The sequence below is a fragment of the Aeromonas enteropelogenes genome, assembly GCF_020097295.1.
GTDB lineage: Bacteria > Pseudomonadota > Gammaproteobacteria > Enterobacterales > Aeromonadaceae > Aeromonas > Aeromonas enteropelogenes.
Genome location: NZ_CP083625.1, coordinates 234,923 through 251,418, shown reverse-complemented (window position 1 = coordinate 251,418; position 16,496 = coordinate 234,923). Strand labels below are relative to the sequence as shown.

The following is a 16,496-nucleotide window of genomic DNA, read 5'->3' as shown; positions in this document are numbered from 1 at the left end:
TTTGAGGTATCCATGGGGATGAAGTATTGGCTGGCTCTGGCCAATCTGGTGTGGCTGGGCTGTCTGCCCGCGACTGTGGCACAGGCTGCAGAGACGCCCATCGTGGTGGCTGTCGGTGAAACCCGGCATGACTGGTATCAGGGTCCCCAGGCCGAACTGGCCCGGGCCGAGCTGGAACAGCAGTTGCAAGAGGCTGTGCTGGCCCGTTTGCATCCGGATTTCTTTGCATTGTGGAAGCGTTTGAATGCCACACCCGCCTCCCAGCGTGGCGCCATTTATGACGAGGTCTTTACCAAGCTCACTCGCTTCCAGCACGCCTGGCGGGGGATGGATCTGGTCTCCCGCGAGCAGATGAAGACCCTCAAACTGGATCTCAATCAGCCAATCAACCTGACTCCGACGACTGATGATCTGCTGACTCAAGTCAGGGAGCTGCGTCCGCAGGTCGCCGAGTATGAGGCTGTGCGGGAAAAAGTACGCAAGTTGCTGGCCATGCCGATGGCTCGCAAGTGGCCTTCCCTCGACATTCCTACCCTGCGTGCCGGTGAAACCTCCGCCGAGCTCGGGACGATCCGCGCCATGCTGAACGAGCTGGGGGATGTCGCCCCCCTGCATCAGGATGCCGTTTATGATGCCGAGACCGAGCAGGCCATCAAGGCATTCCAGCGCCGTCATGGCCTCACCGCCGACGGCATCATAGGCCGTCAGACCCGTACCTGGCTCAATACCGGCCCCGAGGTGCGCGCCAGCTTGCTGCTGCGCAACCTGTGGCGTCGCGATCTGGTGGATCAGCTCGCCAAGCCCCGTTATGTACTGGTCAATATCCCCGATTACCGCCTGAGCGTGGTGGAGTCAGGTAGCGAGGTGTTTACCAGCCGGGTGATCGTCGGCAAGGAGCAGCGGGCGACCCCCATCCTGGCCAGCGAGATCCGATCCATCGTGCTCAACCCGGCCTGGCATGTGCCGCGATCCATTCTGAGCAAGGATATTCTGCCCAAACTCGGGCGGGATCCCGCCTACCTGAGCCGTGAGCAGTTCGAGGTGGTCGACGGTGAAGGCAATCCGGTGCAGTTCACCGAAGAGGAGTGGCATCAGGCGCTGGCTTCAGGCTTCCCTTACCGCCTGCGGCAAAAGCCGGGGGATCACAACGCCCTGGGGCGCTACAAGTTCTACCTGCCCAACAACGATGCCATCTATCTGCACTCCACCCCCCGCAAGGGGCTGTTCGAGCAGGGGGCGCGGGCCTTCAGCTCGGGTTGCATCCGGGTGGAACATGCCGACGATCTGGCTGAACTGTTGCTGGCGGACTCCCGCTATCAGCCGGACAAGGTCGCCAGCATCCTGAAGCAGTCCCAGACCAAGTGGCTGCCGCTGACCTCCCCGATCCCGGTGTTTACCGTCTACTGGAGCAGCTGGGTCGACGAGACCGGGCGCCAGCAACTGCGCAACGATATTTACGGATTTGATCGAGTCAGCTTCCAGAGCCGTTTGTTGTGATCCCTGCCACAGTGTGAAAAGCCCGACCCCGGTCGGGCTTTTTCATGGGGCCTTGCGGTTTGACATAGTCCCCCGCACACGGGTAGTTTCAAGCGTCTTTGTCACATTTACTTACCCGTTTTGCATCAATGAGCGATGGATCAACTCCTTATGCTGGAACAAGAGATAAGTCGACGTCGTCTGCTGTTGGGAGCCGGTTGTCTGCTGGGGGGCGCCCTGCTCCCCCTCCCGGCGCTGGCAAGCCGCAGTACGGCCGGGCGTGAACTGAGCTTTTTCAATCTCAACACCGGCGAGCGGGTGCGCGCCAGTTACTGGGAGAATGGCCATTACCTGAGCGACGGGCTGGCCGAGCTTAACCACATACTGCGGGATTACCGTCGCAACGAAGTGTTCAATATCGACAGGCGGTTATTCGATCAACTCTATCTGTTGCAGCAAAAACTGGGGCGGCGCAGCGAGATCCAGCTCATTTCCGGCTATCGTTCACCGGCCACCAATCGCCAGAAGCGCAGCAAGAGCCGCGGTGTGGCCAAGCAGAGCTATCACACCCTGGGGCAGGCGGTGGATGTGCGGATCCCCGGGGTGCAACTGGCCCACCTGCGCAAGGCCGCGCTCAATCTGGGGGTCGGCGGGGTCGGTTATTATCCCCATGACAACTTTGTCCATCTCGATACCGGCCCGGTTCGTAGCTGGTAAATGTATCAACAAGCTGACAAGATCGTCGCTCCAGTGAGGAGATAACGATGAAACAGATAATGATTGGCGCTCTGGTCGCCCTCTTGCTGACCGGTTGCAGCAAACTCAACCGCGACAATTACGACAAGTTGAAGATGGGCATGACGTACGCGCAGGCCAGTGAAATCCTTGGCAAGGCGGAGCGGTGTGACGATGCGCTGGGCACCACCAGCTGCGTCTGGGGCGGAGAAGGCAAGAACATCAAGATCCGCTTCATCGCTGACAAGGCAACCTTCTTCAGCTCGGAAGGGATCAACTGACACCTGAGTCTGCCATGACAAAAAAGCGCCCGAGGGCGCTTTTTTGTGTTCTGAATTTAAGCGGCTTTGCCAGAAGCTGGCGTAATCAGTGGGTTGCGTACTGGTAGTTGAAGGTGGGGAGTCCCCACTTGAAACGTACCGCCAGCAGGCGCAACACAAAACCGACACCGATAGACCCGAACGCGGCCCAGTCGTTGGGCAGGCCCTGCTCCAGGGCAAAGCAGTAGAGGGCGGCTGTCACCAGCGAGATGGCGGCATAGAGTTCGCGACGAAACACCAGCGGAATGCGCTGGCAGAGCAGATCCCTGAGCACACCGCCAAACACCCCGGTCACCACCGCCATGATGCAGGCGATGCCGGCACCATGGCCCATATCCAGAGCCCTGGCTGCACCGAAGATGGAGAAGACCACCAGCCCCAGCGCATCCAGCGCCATAAACAGCTTGCCGAGGTAGCGCATCAGCGGTGCAGAGATAACTCCCGCCATGGCGGCGCCTGCCACCAACAGCACATATTCCGGATGCTCAACCCAGAGCAGGGGATAGTGGCCCAGCAGCACATCGCGGATGGTGCCCCCCCCGATGGCCGTCGCAGACGCGATGATCACTACGCCAAACAGATCCATCCGCCGCCGACCCGCTGCCAGCGCGCCGGTCATCCCTTCGGCCACCAGGCCGAGCAAGAAGAGAGCATGTAACATGAGTTATCCCAGGGTGCGATTCAGGGCTGCATCCTATCAAGTCGCGACATATGGGACAAGGAAAGCAAACCATCCATTACTTTAATTCATGCGAAATGGGGCGAAAAAGAAAAAGGCACCCTTGGGTGCCTTGGTTGCATCAGGTTTGGGGATCAGCGGCCAAGCTGTTCCTGGCGGTAGTGATCGACCCACATGGCGGTCGCGCCACAGATGGCGACCGGCATCACGAACAGGTTCACCACCGGGATGGCGGAGAAGAGGGTGACCAGGGCACCGAAGCTCAGGCACTTGCCGCGGCGTTGCTTGAGAGCGTCGCGCATGGTGATGAAATCGATCTTGTGGTTGTCGAACGGATAGTCGACGTACTGGATCGCCATCATCCAGGCACTGAACAGGAACCAGAGCACGGGAGCCAGGGTCTGGCCGACCACGGGGATGAGGAACAGGATGAGACAACCGATCGCCTTGGGCAGGTAGTACTTCAGCTTGATCCACTCACGGCCGAAGGTACGTGGCACATCCTTGACGATATCCAGCATGCCGCTGTCGTTCGGGGTCTCGCCGGTGAGGGTCTGCTCCACCTTCTCCGCCAGCAGGCCGTTGAAGGGGGCGGCTATCCAGTTTGCCACCGAGCTGAACACAAAGGAGAAGACCACCAGTATGGTCACCAGGGCGATGGGCCAGAGCAGATAGTCCAGCCAGTCGAGCCAGGCGGGGATCTGCTGGTGCAGCCAGGCGAACAGACCGTCCAGCTGCAGCAGCAGGGCGTAGAAGGCACCGGCAAACAGCACGAAGTTGACCAGCAGGGGGATCAGGACGAAGGTGCGGATACCGGGTTGGCGGATGAGAGAAAAGCCGCGCAGGAAGTAATCGGCGCCGCTGATTGAATCTTTTACCATACGGGGTGATTGGCTCATATGAGCTCCATCTGTTCATGGGAAAGTGCCTGCATATTACAAACAAGCCTTTGATTTGGTAAAGTCGCCAGTCCATTCCTTTTCCGACCCGGTTCAGCCGGGCTCCGGATGTTGTTGCGGGGAAGCCGCCTGCCTGTGACAAACCAGGCTCCGGTTTGGATTTGGTAACGTCGGCTGCTCGCCCCCTCTTTATTTTTTATTTGTGTAGGCCTCCATGCGTCTGAAGTTGATCAAACTCGCCGGTTTCAAGTCGTTTGTCGAACCGACCCGTATCGAGCTTGATGCCGACATGACCGCCGTGGTCGGGCCCAATGGCTGCGGCAAGTCCAATGTGATCGACGCGGTGCGCTGGGTGCTGGGAGAGAGCTCGGCCCGCCACCTGCGCGGCGAGAACATGACGGACGTCATCTTCAACGGCTCCATCAACCGCAGCCCCCATGGCCGTGCCTCGGTGGAGCTGGTGTTCGACAATCCCCACAACCGGGTGCCCGGCGAGTTCGGCCGCTTCACCGAGATTTCGGTACGCCGCGAGGTGCTGCGCGACGGCTCCAACCACTACCAGATCAACGGCCAGAAGTGCCGTCGCAAGGATGTCACCGATCTCTTCCTCGGCACGGGTCTTGGGCCGCGCAGTTACGCCATCATAGAGCAGGGCACCGTCAGCCGGCTGGTGGAATCGCGCCCTGCCGACCTCAAACTCTTTATGGAAGAGGCGGCCGGGGTCTCCCGCTACAAGGAGCGGCGCCGGGAAACCGAGCAGCGTATCCGCCACACCCAGGAAAACCTTGAACGCCTCGGTGATATTCGCGGCGAGCTGGGATCCCGCCTTGAGCACTTGAAGTCCCAGGCCGAGACTGCCGAGCGTTACAAGCAGCTCAAGAGCCGCTCGCGCGCCGCCCGTGCCGAGCTGATTGGCTCCGAGCTGTGGGCGCTGGAGACCCGCCTTGGCGAGGCGAAAAGCGAGCTGGCCCAGGCCGAGCAGGCGCTGGCGGCGCTCGATGCCAAGCGCACTACCGACGAGGGGCGCCACGTCACTCTGTCGGTGGCCCGCCAGGAGGCCCAGGCCGAGCAGGCTAGCCGCCAGCAGCAGATTTTTCTCGGCGGCCAGGCCATCGCCCGTCTCGAGCAGCAGCAACTTCACCAGCACGAATTGGGCCGCGACTGGCAGGCCCGCCAGCAGATGCTGGGGGAGCGGATCGTCCAGCGCAAGGCCCAGCTCGCCAGCCAGCAGGAACAACTGACCGACGGGGTACTCAAAGCCGAGCTGGAGGATGCCAGGCTGGAGCAGTGTGAGCAGTTGCTCACCGAGCAGCAGGAGGCGCGGCTTATCGCCAGCGAACAACTGGAGCAGGCTCGTCAGCGGCAACAACTGTGGCAACAACAACTGGCGCAACTGCAGGGGCAGATCAACCAGACTCGCGCCCGGGTCGGAGGCCTGCAGGAGTTGCAAGCCAAGACCCGGCTGGCGCGGCTCAAGCTGGAAGATGAGCGCGCCGGTCCCATCAAGGGGGATGATGAGACGCTGCAACTCCGTCTCGACGAGCTGGGCGCCGAGCTGGAGCTGACCCGGGCCGGATTGGGGGAGCTGACCGCACAACTGCAACAGGCGGTGGATGAACATGAGCGGCTCAGGCAGGAGCATGGCCAGCAGCAGGGCTTGCTGCGCGAACTCGAAGCCAGGCTGACCACCCTGGATCAGATCCTCGGGGAGCAGATGGAAGGGGACACCCTGGCAGACCGGTTGCAGGTAGCCCCCGAGTGGGCCCAGGCCCTGGACAAGGTGCTCGGGCGCTGGCTCACGGCCACCCCGTCCGATGAGTGCAATCTGGCACAAGATGGGCTCTGGATAGGTCCTGTTCGGCCCGTTGTTTCCGGCACTCTGGCGGCGCAACTCGATGGTGACCATATTCCCGCCTTTCTCAACGCCATCTGGCTGGCCGATACGCGGGACGCGGCCCTGGCCCGCCAGCCAACGCTGCTGGCCGGTGAGTCGGTGCTGACTCCTGCCGGAGATTGGTTTGGCCCCAACTGGGCCGATCTGGGGCAGGGCAGCACCCTGGGCACCTTGGCGCTGCTCGGCGAGCGTGAGCGGTTGCATACCGAGCAAAGCACGGCCATGGCGCATCTGGCGCGGCTGGCCGAGCAGTTAACCGCGGCCAAGGCCGGACGAGCCCGGCTGTCGAGCGCGCAGGAGCTGTCGCAGCGAACCCTGCGCGAGCAAGAGCAAAAGTGGCAGCAACTGCGGGAAACGTGGAGCCTGCAACAGGGGCAACGGCAGGAGCGAATGCAGCGGCTCGGCCAGCTGGGTGAAGAGCTTGCCCGGCTTGACCAGGAGCAGGCCGACGAGGCGCAGCGGCTGGAGCTTGCCTGCCAGCAACTGGCGCAGGAGGAGGCGCAGCTTGCCGAGTTGCAGGAGCAGGGCGAGCCGCTTACCCAAGGGCTGCAGGCCACCCAGGAGCGAGTCAGCCAATGCGAGCGAATGCTGGAAGAGGCGCGTGTGCGGCGCGAGCAGCAAGGGGGGGTCTGCCAGCGTCTGCAACTGGAGCAGCAGAATCTGCGTCAGCTGATCACCCTGGGGGAGGAAGAGCTGGCACGGCTCGGGCTGGAGCTGGCCAGCCTGAAAGGGCCGGATAGCGAAGGAGTACCGGATCTCGCTCCCCTGCTCGCCGAGCAGCGCAATCTGGAGGCGCAGCAGCTGGCCTGTCATCAGCGGCTTGCGGAGCTGGAGCGTCAGCTGACCGAGCTGGAACAGGCGCGCAGTGCCGATCACAAGCAGCTGGTGGCCTTGCAGGAGAAGTTGGCCCAGCTCAGGCTCGAGCGCGAGCGCAACCTGACCCGCCGCCAGGGACTGCACGAACAGTTCGAAGAGCTGGGCGTGCGGCTGGTGGATCTCGATCAGGCGGTGTTGATTGCCGCCGATCGCGGCAAACTGCGCCAGGAGATCCAGACCCTGGAGGCGCAAGTGGAAGCGCTCGGCGCCATCAACCTGGCGGCGCTGGAGGAGTATGAGGAGGCGAAAACCCGCGCAACCTACCTCGAAAACCAGTGTCAGGATCTCGAGCAGGCCCTCGAAACCTTGAGCCAAGCCATTAAAAGAATTGATAAAGAGACACAAATACGCTTCCGGGACACTTTCGATAAGGTCAACGAAGATTTAAAATCCCTGTTTCCAAAAGTGTTCGGGGGAGGCAGTGCCTGGCTTGAACTGACCTCGGATGATCTTTTGGAGGCCGGAGTGAGCATCATGGCGAGACCTCCGGGTAAGAAGAATGCTACCATTGCCCTGCTTTCCGGGGGGGAGAAGGCGCTAACCGCCCTTGCGCTGGTTTTTGCCATCTTCAGACTCAATCCAGCACCTTTTTGTCTGCTGGATGAGGTGGATGCACCGCTCGATGAAGTGAACGTCGGTCGCTTCTGTTCTCTTGTCAAAGAGATGTCGAGCACAGTACAGTTCGTTTACATCAGTCATAATAAGGTCTCCATGGAGATGGCTGAGCAGCTGGTTGGCGTCACGATGCAAGAGCCCGGAGTTTCGCGCATTGTGTCGGTCGATATCGGTGAAGCCGTCGCTTTGGCTGAGCAAAACTAGAAAGAGAAGCAGCTAATGCAGGAATTGCGTTACATCTTGGTTGCCCTGGGCGGTATTGCCATCGCGGCATTGCTCATTCACGGGTTGTGGAGCAACAGAAAGAATCGTCAGGCACCGATCAAGGAAAAACCGCTTGGCCGGATGGACTCCAAATCGCGGGATCGTGATGACGATGCCTTCGACAGCGATGGCATAGGTCAGGTTCGTGTAGTCAGTGGTGGCCGTCGTGCCGAGCCCAAGCTCCACCGCGAAGAGCGTCAGCCCGAATTGAGCCGTCGTCCTGCCGCCCCTGCCTTCGATGAAGATGAAGAAGACGATCTGCCGCCCCCCGTCGTGCGCAAGCCTGCCGCCCGTCCGGTTCCGCCCCCTCCGGTTTACGAGGAAGAGGAAGCCTTCGACGAGCCGCTGCCAGAGCCGCTGGAAGAGGTGCCTGCCGCCCCCGTGCGCAAGCCTGCCCAGGTCAATCGCCGTACTCCGGTTTACCGTTCCCGTCCCCAGCGTGAACCCGTGATGCCGGTGGCCGACGATGAACCGCTGGTCGAGCCCGCTTACGCCACCGCACCGACCTTCGGTGCCCGCGAACCGGCTCATGCCCCCGAATACCAGGCCCAGTCCCGTCATGTGGCCCCCGAGCCCGTGCATGAGGAGCCGGCCTATGAAGCGCCCGTGGCCGAAGAGCCGCGTCTCGCCCCGCAGCCGGTCGAGAAAATCTGGCAGGATGTTTACGTCATCAACCTGATGGGTCGTCCGGGTCACGATCTGCAAGGGGCGACCCTGCTCTCCTCCCTGATGGCGCTGGGCTTCAAGTTTGGCGAGATGGATATCTTCCACCGCCACGAAGATCCCAACGGCAAGGGCGAGGTGCTCTTCTCCATGATCAACATGGTCAAGCCGGGCACCTTCAATCCGTACCGGATGGAGCAGTTCTCCACCCCGGGTGTGTCGCTCTTCATGCAGCTGCCCCTGCGCAGCAACGCGGCCTTCGCCTTCGAAGACATGCTGCAGGCCGCCGATCAGCTGGCAAGCGATCTGGATGCCATGCTGACCGACATGGAGCGCAGCCCCCTGAGCGACGAGACCATCGCCCGTTACCGCCAGGAACTGGCGGCCTACGAGGCCAGTCGCGACTAAGACGCCACGGGCTCTGAGCAATAAAAAGTGCGGTACCTGGGTGCCGCATTTTTATTTGTCCCCTGGCAGGTTTTACCCATCACACTTCGAGACTTTTTCATGAGCGATATCCTCTCCCGCCACCGTCAACTGTGTGAGCTGCTGACCGAATATGGGCATCAGTACTATGTGCTGGACAACCCCACAGTCCCGGACGCCGAATACGATCGCCTGATGCGCGAGCTGCTTGAGCTGGAAGCGGCCCATCCCGAACTGAAAACCCCGGCATCCCCGAGCGTGCGGGTAGGGGGTCAGCCGCTGTCTGCGTTCAAGCAGGTGCGCCACGAGATCCCCATGCTGAGCCTGGACAACGTGTTCAGCAGTGAAGAGCTGCAGGCGTTCGAGCAGCGCATGAGCGATCGCCTCAAGCGCGAGGTTTGCTTCACCTTCTGCTGCGAGCCCAAGCTGGACGGTCTGGCGGTGAGTCTGCTCTATGTGGATGGCCAGTTGGTGCAGGCCGCCACCCGGGGGGATGGCACCACCGGTGAGGAGATCACCGAAAACGTGCGCACCATCAAGGCCATTCCGCTCACCCTGCGGGGCACGGGCTGGCCGGCAAGGCTGGAGGTACGTGGCGAAGTCTTTATGCCCAAGGCCGGTTTCGAGGCGATGAATGCCAGGGCGCTGGCGGCGGGCGAGAAGGTGTTCGTCAACCCGCGCAACGCCGCCGCCGGCAGCCTGCGCCAGCTCGATTCGCGTATCACCGCCGCCCGTCCGCTAGCCTTTTATGCCTACGGTGTCGGGGTCGGTGGCGACGAGCTGGGGGATTCCCACTTCGGCCGCCTCAATCAGCTGAAAACCTGGGGACTGCCGCTCAGTCCCGAGGTGAAACTCAAGGAAGGGGCGGCCGGTTGTCAGGCCTTCCACGACGACATCCTGGCCCGCCGTGGCGAGCTCCCTTACGAGATTGATGGCGTGGTCTACAAGGTCGACAACATTGCCCTGCAACAGGAGCTGGGCTTTGTGGCCCGAGCCCCGCGCTGGGCCACCGCCCACAAATTCCCGGCGCAGGAGGAGATGACGCTCCTCGAGAACGTCGAGTTCCAGGTTGGTCGCACCGGCGCCGTGACCCCGGTGGCCAAGCTCAAACCGGTGTTTGTCGGCGGTGTGACAGTCTCCAACGCTACTTTGCACAATGCCGACGAGATCGAGCGGCTCGGCGTCATGGTCGGCGATACCGTGATCGTGCGCCGGGCGGGGGATGTGATCCCGCAGATTGTCGCCGTGGTGGAGGCGCAGCGCCCGGCGGATGCCCGCGCGATCCTGTTCCCGACCCAGTGCCCGGTGTGCGGCTCCGCGGTGGAGCGGCTGGAAGGGGAGGCTGTGGCCCGCTGCTCTGGCGGACTGTTTTGCGAAGCCCAGCGCAAGGAGGCGATCAAGCACTTTGCCGCCCGCCGTGCCATGGACGTGGACGGCCTTGGCGACAAGATTGTCGAGCAGCTGGTGGACAAGGGGCTGGTGAAGACTCCGGCCGATCTGTTTGCCCTCAACGCCATCCAGCTGGCCGGGCTCGAGCGGATGGGGCAAAAGTCTGCCCTCAATCTGGTGGCCGCCATCGACAAGGCGCGCAGCACCACGCTACCGCGCTTCCTGTTTTCCCTCGGTATCCGCGAAGTGGGGGAGGCGACCGCGCTGAACCTGGCCAACCATTTCCTGACCTTGGAGGCATTGCGCGCCGCCTCGGTCGAGCAGCTGCTCGAGGTGGCGGATGTGGGGGACGTGGTGGCCAAGCATGTCTACTACTTCCTGCGCCAGCCCCACAACGTGGAAGTGCTGGAGGCCCTGCTGGCCGCCGGTATCCATTGGCCCGCCATCGAGAAGAAGGAGGCCGCGGAGCAGCCCTTTGCCGGCAAGACCTTCGTGCTGACCGGTACCCTCACTACCCTGTCGCGCAATGACGCCAAGGCGGCGCTGCAGGCGCTTGGCGCCAAGGTGGCGGGGTCGGTGTCGGCCAAGACGGACGTGCTGGTCGCCGGTGAAGCGGCGGGCTCCAAACTGGCCAAGGCTCAGGAACTCGGCATCACTATCTGGACCGAAGAGGAGTTGCAGGCGGCGCTGCAGGGCTGACCATTGGGTACGTCGTTCCATCATGAAAACCCGGCCATCAGGCCGAGTTTTCATTTTGGGGGATTAGTCACGCCATTGGACCTTGTTTTGCCATCTTTCTGGCAGGGTCAGGCCCCAGCGGGCCAGTTCGTACTTGCTGAAGACATACTCCCCGCGCAGCGCGGCCCTGGGGGATAAGCGTCGGGGGAAGGTACCGGCCAGTATGGTGTTGATCAGTTCGGCGGCCTTGATCCCCTGCTCGTGGCCATCCAGCACCAGACCGCCGATGCTCTTGCCCTTGCCCACCGAAAATTCCCAGAAACTGAACAGGGGAACCGGGCTGTGAGCACTGGCCCAGGCCAGCGCAGTCTGCTCGTTGACATGCTGGCCGTTGGGGTCCGCCAGGGTGTGGTAGAGGCCGATGAAGATGGCCTGGTAACCATTTTTCCTGGCATCGAGAATTGCCTTCTGCCAACTGGCGTAGTCCCCTATCTGCTGACTGTCGATCAGGGTACGGCCGATGCGCAGGCTGGTCTGCTGCTTGAATTCGTACTCGATGGCGGTGCGTGCCACATGACTGGCATCAAACAGCACCAGGGCTTTACCAAGGCCGCCCATCAGCTGGCTCATCTCGCTGATGCTGCGCTTGAGCAAGGGGCGCTCCAGTACCCCGGTGATCTTGACGTGACCGACCAGTCCGTTGTTGCGGGGGTTCTCGTTCATCCCGAGAAAGACCACAGGGGTGCCGAAGGACGCGATATCGTTGGCCAGATACTGGATGGCGATGTCGTCTCCCAATACCACCAGATCCGGTTTGACCTTGTGGTAGTAGGCGAGGGCCCTGTCGGCTACCTCGTCGTAATTGCTGGCGGGGTGGCGTTTGGTATCCATGTAGAAGTGGCTGAAGGTGTGATCACCCTTGAGGCCTTCACGTAGCCCCTCGTTGTAGCTCTGATCCCATGAATAGCCGGCGTGATAACTGCTGATCACCAGAATATGGGCCGCCCACAGGGGAAACGGCAGGGTGCAAAGCAGAGCCAGCATCAGGGATTTGAGCATGCAGTTTCCCGTTTTTTGTATGTGATGTGTGTCTTGCCAGTATGCGGGGGCAGGGGGCGGGTTGTCATGTGTCGCATGCTGGCGCAGGCATCAAATTTTCTGATGAGGCCGGATCGGACGCCAGCCCGCATCCCCATTGAGAAGAGGTCTGTTTGGCGCTCTTTTTGGCTGGTTGTGATCTGTCCCGCCAATGGCAAAACCTGTTCTGGATCAATAAATGATGGTCGGCTTTCGGGCCTAATAGACCCCACATATAGGTCTGCATTCGATTTTAATCCCTATATGTTGTGTTATTAAGCTGTGTATAAGCTGTTCCCTTTCTATCTTCAGCCCTGGCTTGTCAAGCCTCGGCTGAATTTGTTTGCGTCCAGGACGAGATGCGGGGAGGGGAGCTCAACAAGGGTGAGCCATCGGCACTGTGCCTGGCCTTTTAACGGGGAAAATCCATGAAACCGGTTGTGATCAAACGTGACGGATGTCGCGCACCATTCAATGCCCAACTGATCGGCGAAGCGGTCAGTCGAGCGGCGGAAGCGGTCAATCAGGCCAATCCTGCCCTGGCGGAGCGCATTGCCAATGCGGTCAGCCAGGAACTGGAGGGGCGTGGTGAAGTTGATATCCACGAGATCCAGAACCGGGTCGAAAACCATCTGATGGCTTCCGACGACAAGGCCATCGCCCGCGCCTACATCGAATATCGTCACGATCGGGATCTGGCCCGCGAGGCCCGCGGCCGTCTGGCCCAGGAGATCCGCGGCCTGGTGGAGCAGACCAACGCGGCCCTGCTCAACGAGAACGCCAACAAGGATTCCAAGGTGATCCCGACCCAGCGCGACCTGCTGGCGGGCATCGTCGCCAAGCACTACGCCACCAGCCACATGCTGCCCCGTGATGTGGTTCAGGCGCACGAGAGCGGCGATCTGCACTTCCACGATCTCGACTACTCTCCCTTCTTCCCCATGTTCAACTGCATGTTGATCGACCTGAAGGGGATGCTGACCCACGGCTTCAAGATGGGCAACGCCGAGATCGATACCCCCAAATCCATCAGCACTGCCACCGCGGTGACAGCTCAAATCATCGCCCAGGTAGCGAGCCACATCTATGGTGGCACTACCATCAACCGCATCGATGAAGTGCTGGCACCCTATGTGACCATCAGCTGGGAGAAGAATCGCCAGGTGGCCGAGGAGTGGGGCATTGCTGACGCCGAGGGCTATGCCATGGCCCGCACCGAGAAGGAGTGCTACGACGCCTTCCAGTCCCTCGAATACGAGGTGAACACCCTGCATACCGCCAATGGCCAGACCCCGTTCGTCACCTTCGGCTTTGGCCTGGGCGAGAGCTGGGAGTCGCGGATGATCCAGCGCGCCATCCTGCAAAACCGCATCGCCGGCCTTGGCAAGAACAAGAAGACCGCCGTGTTTCCGAAACTGGTGTTCGCCATCAAGGATGGCCTCAACCACAAGCAGGGCGATCCCAACTACGACATCAAGCAGTTGGCCCTGGAGTGCGCCTCCAAGCGCATGTACCCGGATATCCTCAATTACGACCAGGTGGTCAAGGTGACCGGCTCCTTCAAGACTCCCATGGGCTGCCGCTCCTTCCTCGGTGCCTACGAGGAGAATGGCGAGCTCATTCATGAGGGGCGCAACAACCTGGGGGTAGTGAGCCTCAACCTGCCGCGCATCGCCCTCAAATCCCGCGATGAGGCGGACTTCTGGGACAAGCTGGATGCCGCCCTGCGGGTCGCCAAGAAGGCGCTCATGTACCGCATCAAGCGTCTGGATGGCGTCAAGGCGCGGGTTGCGCCCATCCTCTATATGGAAGGGGCTTGCGGGGTACGTCTGAAAGCGGACGACAACGTCAGCGAGATCTTCAAGAATGGTCGCGCCTCCATTTCCCTCGGCTATATCGGGATCCACGAGACCATCAATGCCCTGTTTGGCGACAAGGTGCATCTGTTCGACAATGACGAGCTGCAACAGAAGGCCATCGCCATCGTCGAGCGTCTCAAGGCCGCCACCGACGAGTGGAAGGAGGAGACCGGATACGGTTTCAGCCTCTACTCCACCCCGAGCGAGAACCTCTGCTCCCGCTTCTGCCGCATCGACGCCAAGGAGTTTGGTGTGGTGCCGGGGGTGACCGACAAGGGTTACTACACCAACAGCTTCCACCTCGACGTGGAGAAGCAGGTGAACCCCTATGACAAGCTGGACTTCGAGGCGCCCTATCCGCCCATCGCCAGCGGCGGTTTCATCTGCTACGGCGAGTACCCCAATATCCAGCACAACCTGGAAGCGCTCGAGAACGTCTGGGACTACAGCTATGACAAGGTGCCCTACTACGGCACCAACACTCCCATCGACGAGTGCTACGAGTGCGGCTTCACCGGCGAGTTCGAGTGCACCTCCAAGGGCTTCACCTGCCCGCGCTGCGGCAACCACGACCCGGCCAAGGTGTCGGTGACCCGCCGTGTCTGCGGCTACCTCGGCAGTCCGGATGCGCGCCCCTTCAACGCGGGCAAGCAGGAAGAGGTCAAGCGCCGCGTCAAGCATATGTAAGCGCAATCGTGATGAAGAGCTGGCCCCTGACTCAAGGGGCCATTTTCATTGGGCGGCGACAGGTCTCTGTCGTTGCACGAGCGAGGCAGGAGAGAAGCGATGCACTACCACCAGTACTACCCGGTCGACGTGATCAACGGCCCCGGCACCCGAGCCACCCTGTTTGTGTCGGGCTGCGAACACCAGTGCCCCGGCTGCTACAACCAGAGCACCTGGCGCCTCGACGGTGGCCACCCGTTCGATCAGGCCATGAGCGATCGCATCATTGCGGATCTCAACGACACCCGCATCAAGCGGCGGGGTCTGTCGCTCTCCGGCGGTGATCCGCTCCATCCGGCCAACGTGCCCCACGTGCTGGCGCTGGTGAAGCGGGTGCGTGCCGAGTGTCCCGGCAAGGACATCTGGTGCTGGACCGGCTATCTGCTGGCAGAGCTCAGCCCGGCCCAGAGTGAGCTGGTTTGCTTGCTGGACGTGCTGGTGGATGGCAAGTTCGAAAAGGGGCTGGCGGACCCCGGTCTGCTCTGGCGCGGCAGCAGCAATCAGCAGATCCACGATCTCAACTCCTGGCGGGAAGGGGGTGAGCACATTCCCTGTCTGGTTTGCAGTTGAGGCCAATGCTGTTTATGGTTAGGCCACCCAAGTATCGTGACAATCTTTGATGAGGCATTGCGAGATGAACAATCTGCTCAAGATCCTGCTGGCCATTTTCCTGCCCCCTGTGTGCGCCTTTATCCAGGTCGGCTTCAGCCTGCATTTCTTAATCAACATAGTGCTGACCCTGCTCGGCGGCTTGCCCGGCATGGTTCACGCGCTCTGGCTGGTGGTGAGCGACAAGCGTGCCTGACCATCTTCCCTCGTCATCCCGCTCAATTGTTGAAAAAGAAGGGCCAACCTCACGGGTTGGCCCTTTTGTACATGTTCAGCCGACAGCTTTTTCGTTAGGATTCATCACTGACCAAATGGAGAAGCCCGATGGCTTGCAGGCCCGGCAGAGAGAACAAGGAGCGTGGTATGAAGTGGAAGATGGCAATCTGGTCAGGGGTAATGCTGGCACTGCTGCAAGGGTGCCTGTCCCGCGAGGTGGCGGTGGTCGACCGTGAGCCTGTCGCTGTGACGCTGGCACAACTGCCGCAATACTGGATACAACAGAACCAGCGTTCATGGTTTGCCAGCGATGAAGAAGCGCTGCCCACCAAACCGGTCAAGGGCTATGTGGACGTGCGTTATGTGATTGATGAGGATGGCAGGCCGACCAAACCCGAGGTGGTGGCGGCCGAGCCGCCCGGCGAGCTGGAGCAGAGCGCCCTGGCGACTCTCTCGCGGATCCGCTACAGCCCGGCAGAGGACAATCCGGACGCCATTCCGGTGCAGGTGACCAACCGTTTCAACATCGAGGTCAATTGACCCGAGCGCGATGACATCAGACCCCGGCCGTGCCGGGGTCTCTCTTATTGCTGTTTGCACTCCCGATAGGCGATCTGCCACTCCCCTTGCGGATCCCTAAGCTCGACAAAACCTTCCTCCCCCTTGTTCCACCAGACGGCCTGGAACTCGTCGCTATAGCGGGCCCCCGACGCGGAGACGGCTTGGGGCAGGGTGTAATCCTTGCCATCCGGCAGTGCCAGTTTGATAAAGTCGAGGCTCTGATCGGAGAGGGTGAAATAGCGTACCTGTACTTTTTGCCCCTGCTCGCACAGGTAGTTGATTGGCTCGCCACCGGTGGCGACCAGAGTGTCATTCTGGACACAGCCGGTGAGCAGGGCAAACGCCAAAGCCGAGGTGGTGAAAAGGGAAATGTGGCGCATGATGTGGACTCCTTTGCTATCTAACGCCGTGAGCCTAACAGGTTGGGCAGGATCTGCAATTGTCCGTTTTTGGGATGCGTCGGCAGCTGTCCATAGCGCTTCTGCCGCCACGCCATAGAGCTTGGCCATAAAAAAACGCCCCGGCAGGCTGCGG

The 16,496-nt window shown here is 61.2% G+C and carries 14 protein-coding genes; 10 read left to right on the top strand and 4 right to left on the bottom strand.

The window, feature by feature from the left end; genetic code table 11:
• Positions 1 to 12: 12 nt before the first annotated feature.
• The 3 genes from LA321_RS01120 to LA321_RS01110 all read left to right on the top strand — a co-directional run bounded on the left by LA321_RS01120 (position 13) and on the right by LA321_RS01110 (position 2,492).
• On the top strand, positions 13 to 1,497 hold the full coding sequence (locus LA321_RS01120) for a L,D-transpeptidase family protein (RefSeq protein WP_042073108.1): 1,485 nt from the start codon (positions 13 to 15) through the stop codon (positions 1,495 to 1,497).
• A 150-nt stretch (positions 1,498 to 1,647) separates the two neighbouring features.
• Positions 1,648 to 2,193, top strand: coding sequence for a DUF882 domain-containing protein (locus tag LA321_RS01115; RefSeq protein ID WP_042027856.1), 546 nt, complete (start codon positions 1,648 to 1,650; stop codon positions 2,191 to 2,193).
• Between the two features lie 47 nt (positions 2,194 to 2,240).
• Positions 2,241 to 2,492 (top strand): lipoprotein, encoded by a 252-nt coding sequence (locus LA321_RS01110; RefSeq protein ID WP_026458071.1) that lies wholly within the window; start codon positions 2,241 to 2,243, stop codon positions 2,490 to 2,492.
• A gap of 85 nt (positions 2,493 to 2,577) precedes the next feature.
• Here LA321_RS01110 and LA321_RS01105 read toward each other — a convergent pair whose 3' ends face one another.
• Complete coding sequence (locus LA321_RS01105; RefSeq protein WP_042073106.1) at positions 2,578 to 3,192, bottom strand: trimeric intracellular cation channel family protein; 615 nt, start codon at positions 3,190 to 3,192, stop codon at positions 2,578 to 2,580.
• A 152-nt stretch (positions 3,193 to 3,344) separates the two neighbouring features.
• Positions 3,345 to 4,109, bottom strand: a complete 765-nt coding sequence (gene cysZ / locus LA321_RS01100) for a sulfate transporter CysZ (protein ID WP_042073105.1) — start codon at positions 4,107 to 4,109, stop codon at positions 3,345 to 3,347.
• A gap of 214 nt (positions 4,110 to 4,323) precedes the next feature.
• Between cysZ and LA321_RS01095 the strand changes: the two genes are divergently transcribed.
• From LA321_RS01095 to ligA, 3 genes are all read left to right on the top strand, one after another.
• The gene (locus LA321_RS01095) at positions 4,324 to 7,698 is read left to right on the top strand and encodes an AAA family ATPase (RefSeq protein ID WP_042073102.1); all 3,375 of its coding nucleotides are present in this window, start codon (positions 4,324 to 4,326) and stop codon (positions 7,696 to 7,698) included.
• Positions 7,699 to 7,713: 15 nt separating this feature from the next.
• Complete coding sequence (gene zipA / locus LA321_RS01090; protein ID WP_042073101.1) at positions 7,714 to 8,829, top strand: cell division protein ZipA; 1,116 nt, start codon at positions 7,714 to 7,716, stop codon at positions 8,827 to 8,829.
• A gap of 99 nt (positions 8,830 to 8,928) precedes the next feature.
• Positions 8,929 to 10,935: an NAD-dependent DNA ligase LigA gene (gene ligA, locus LA321_RS01085; RefSeq protein ID WP_042073099.1), complete on the top strand. Its 2,007-nt coding sequence runs from the start codon at positions 8,929 to 8,931 to the stop codon at positions 10,933 to 10,935.
• Between the two features lie 63 nt (positions 10,936 to 10,998).
• On the opposite strand, the gene LA321_RS01080 is transcribed toward ligA, so the two are convergent.
• Positions 10,999 to 11,973, bottom strand: a complete 975-nt coding sequence (locus LA321_RS01080) for an ABC transporter substrate-binding protein (RefSeq protein WP_042073098.1) — start codon at positions 11,971 to 11,973, stop codon at positions 10,999 to 11,001.
• Positions 11,974 to 12,419: 446 nt separating this feature from the next.
• Between LA321_RS01080 and nrdD the strand changes: the two genes are divergently transcribed.
• The 4 genes from nrdD to LA321_RS01060 all read left to right on the top strand — a co-directional run bounded on the left by nrdD (position 12,420) and on the right by LA321_RS01060 (position 15,941).
• Positions 12,420 to 14,537 carry an anaerobic ribonucleoside-triphosphate reductase gene (gene nrdD / locus LA321_RS01075; RefSeq protein WP_042073096.1) on the top strand — a complete coding sequence of 706 codons (2,118 nt, stop codon included), beginning with the start codon at positions 12,420 to 12,422 and terminating at the stop codon, positions 14,535 to 14,537.
• A gap of 99 nt (positions 14,538 to 14,636) precedes the next feature.
• Complete coding sequence (nrdG, locus tag LA321_RS01070) at positions 14,637 to 15,146, top strand: anaerobic ribonucleoside-triphosphate reductase-activating protein (protein ID WP_042073093.1); 510 nt, start codon at positions 14,637 to 14,639, stop codon at positions 15,144 to 15,146.
• A gap of 64 nt (positions 15,147 to 15,210) precedes the next feature.
• Positions 15,211 to 15,381 (top strand): YqaE/Pmp3 family membrane protein, encoded by a 171-nt coding sequence (locus LA321_RS01065; RefSeq protein WP_010673454.1) that lies wholly within the window; start codon positions 15,211 to 15,213, stop codon positions 15,379 to 15,381.
• Positions 15,382 to 15,548: 167 nt separating this feature from the next.
• A complete protein-coding gene (locus tag LA321_RS01060) occupies positions 15,549 to 15,941 on the top strand; it encodes an energy transducer TonB (RefSeq protein ID WP_042073092.1) in 393 nt (130 codons plus the stop codon).
• Between the two features lie 44 nt (positions 15,942 to 15,985).
• Here LA321_RS01060 and LA321_RS01055 read toward each other — a convergent pair whose 3' ends face one another.
• Positions 15,986 to 16,342, bottom strand: a complete 357-nt coding sequence (locus LA321_RS01055) for an MliC family protein (RefSeq protein ID WP_042073091.1) — start codon at positions 16,340 to 16,342, stop codon at positions 15,986 to 15,988.
• Positions 16,343 to 16,496: the final 154 nt, after the last annotated feature.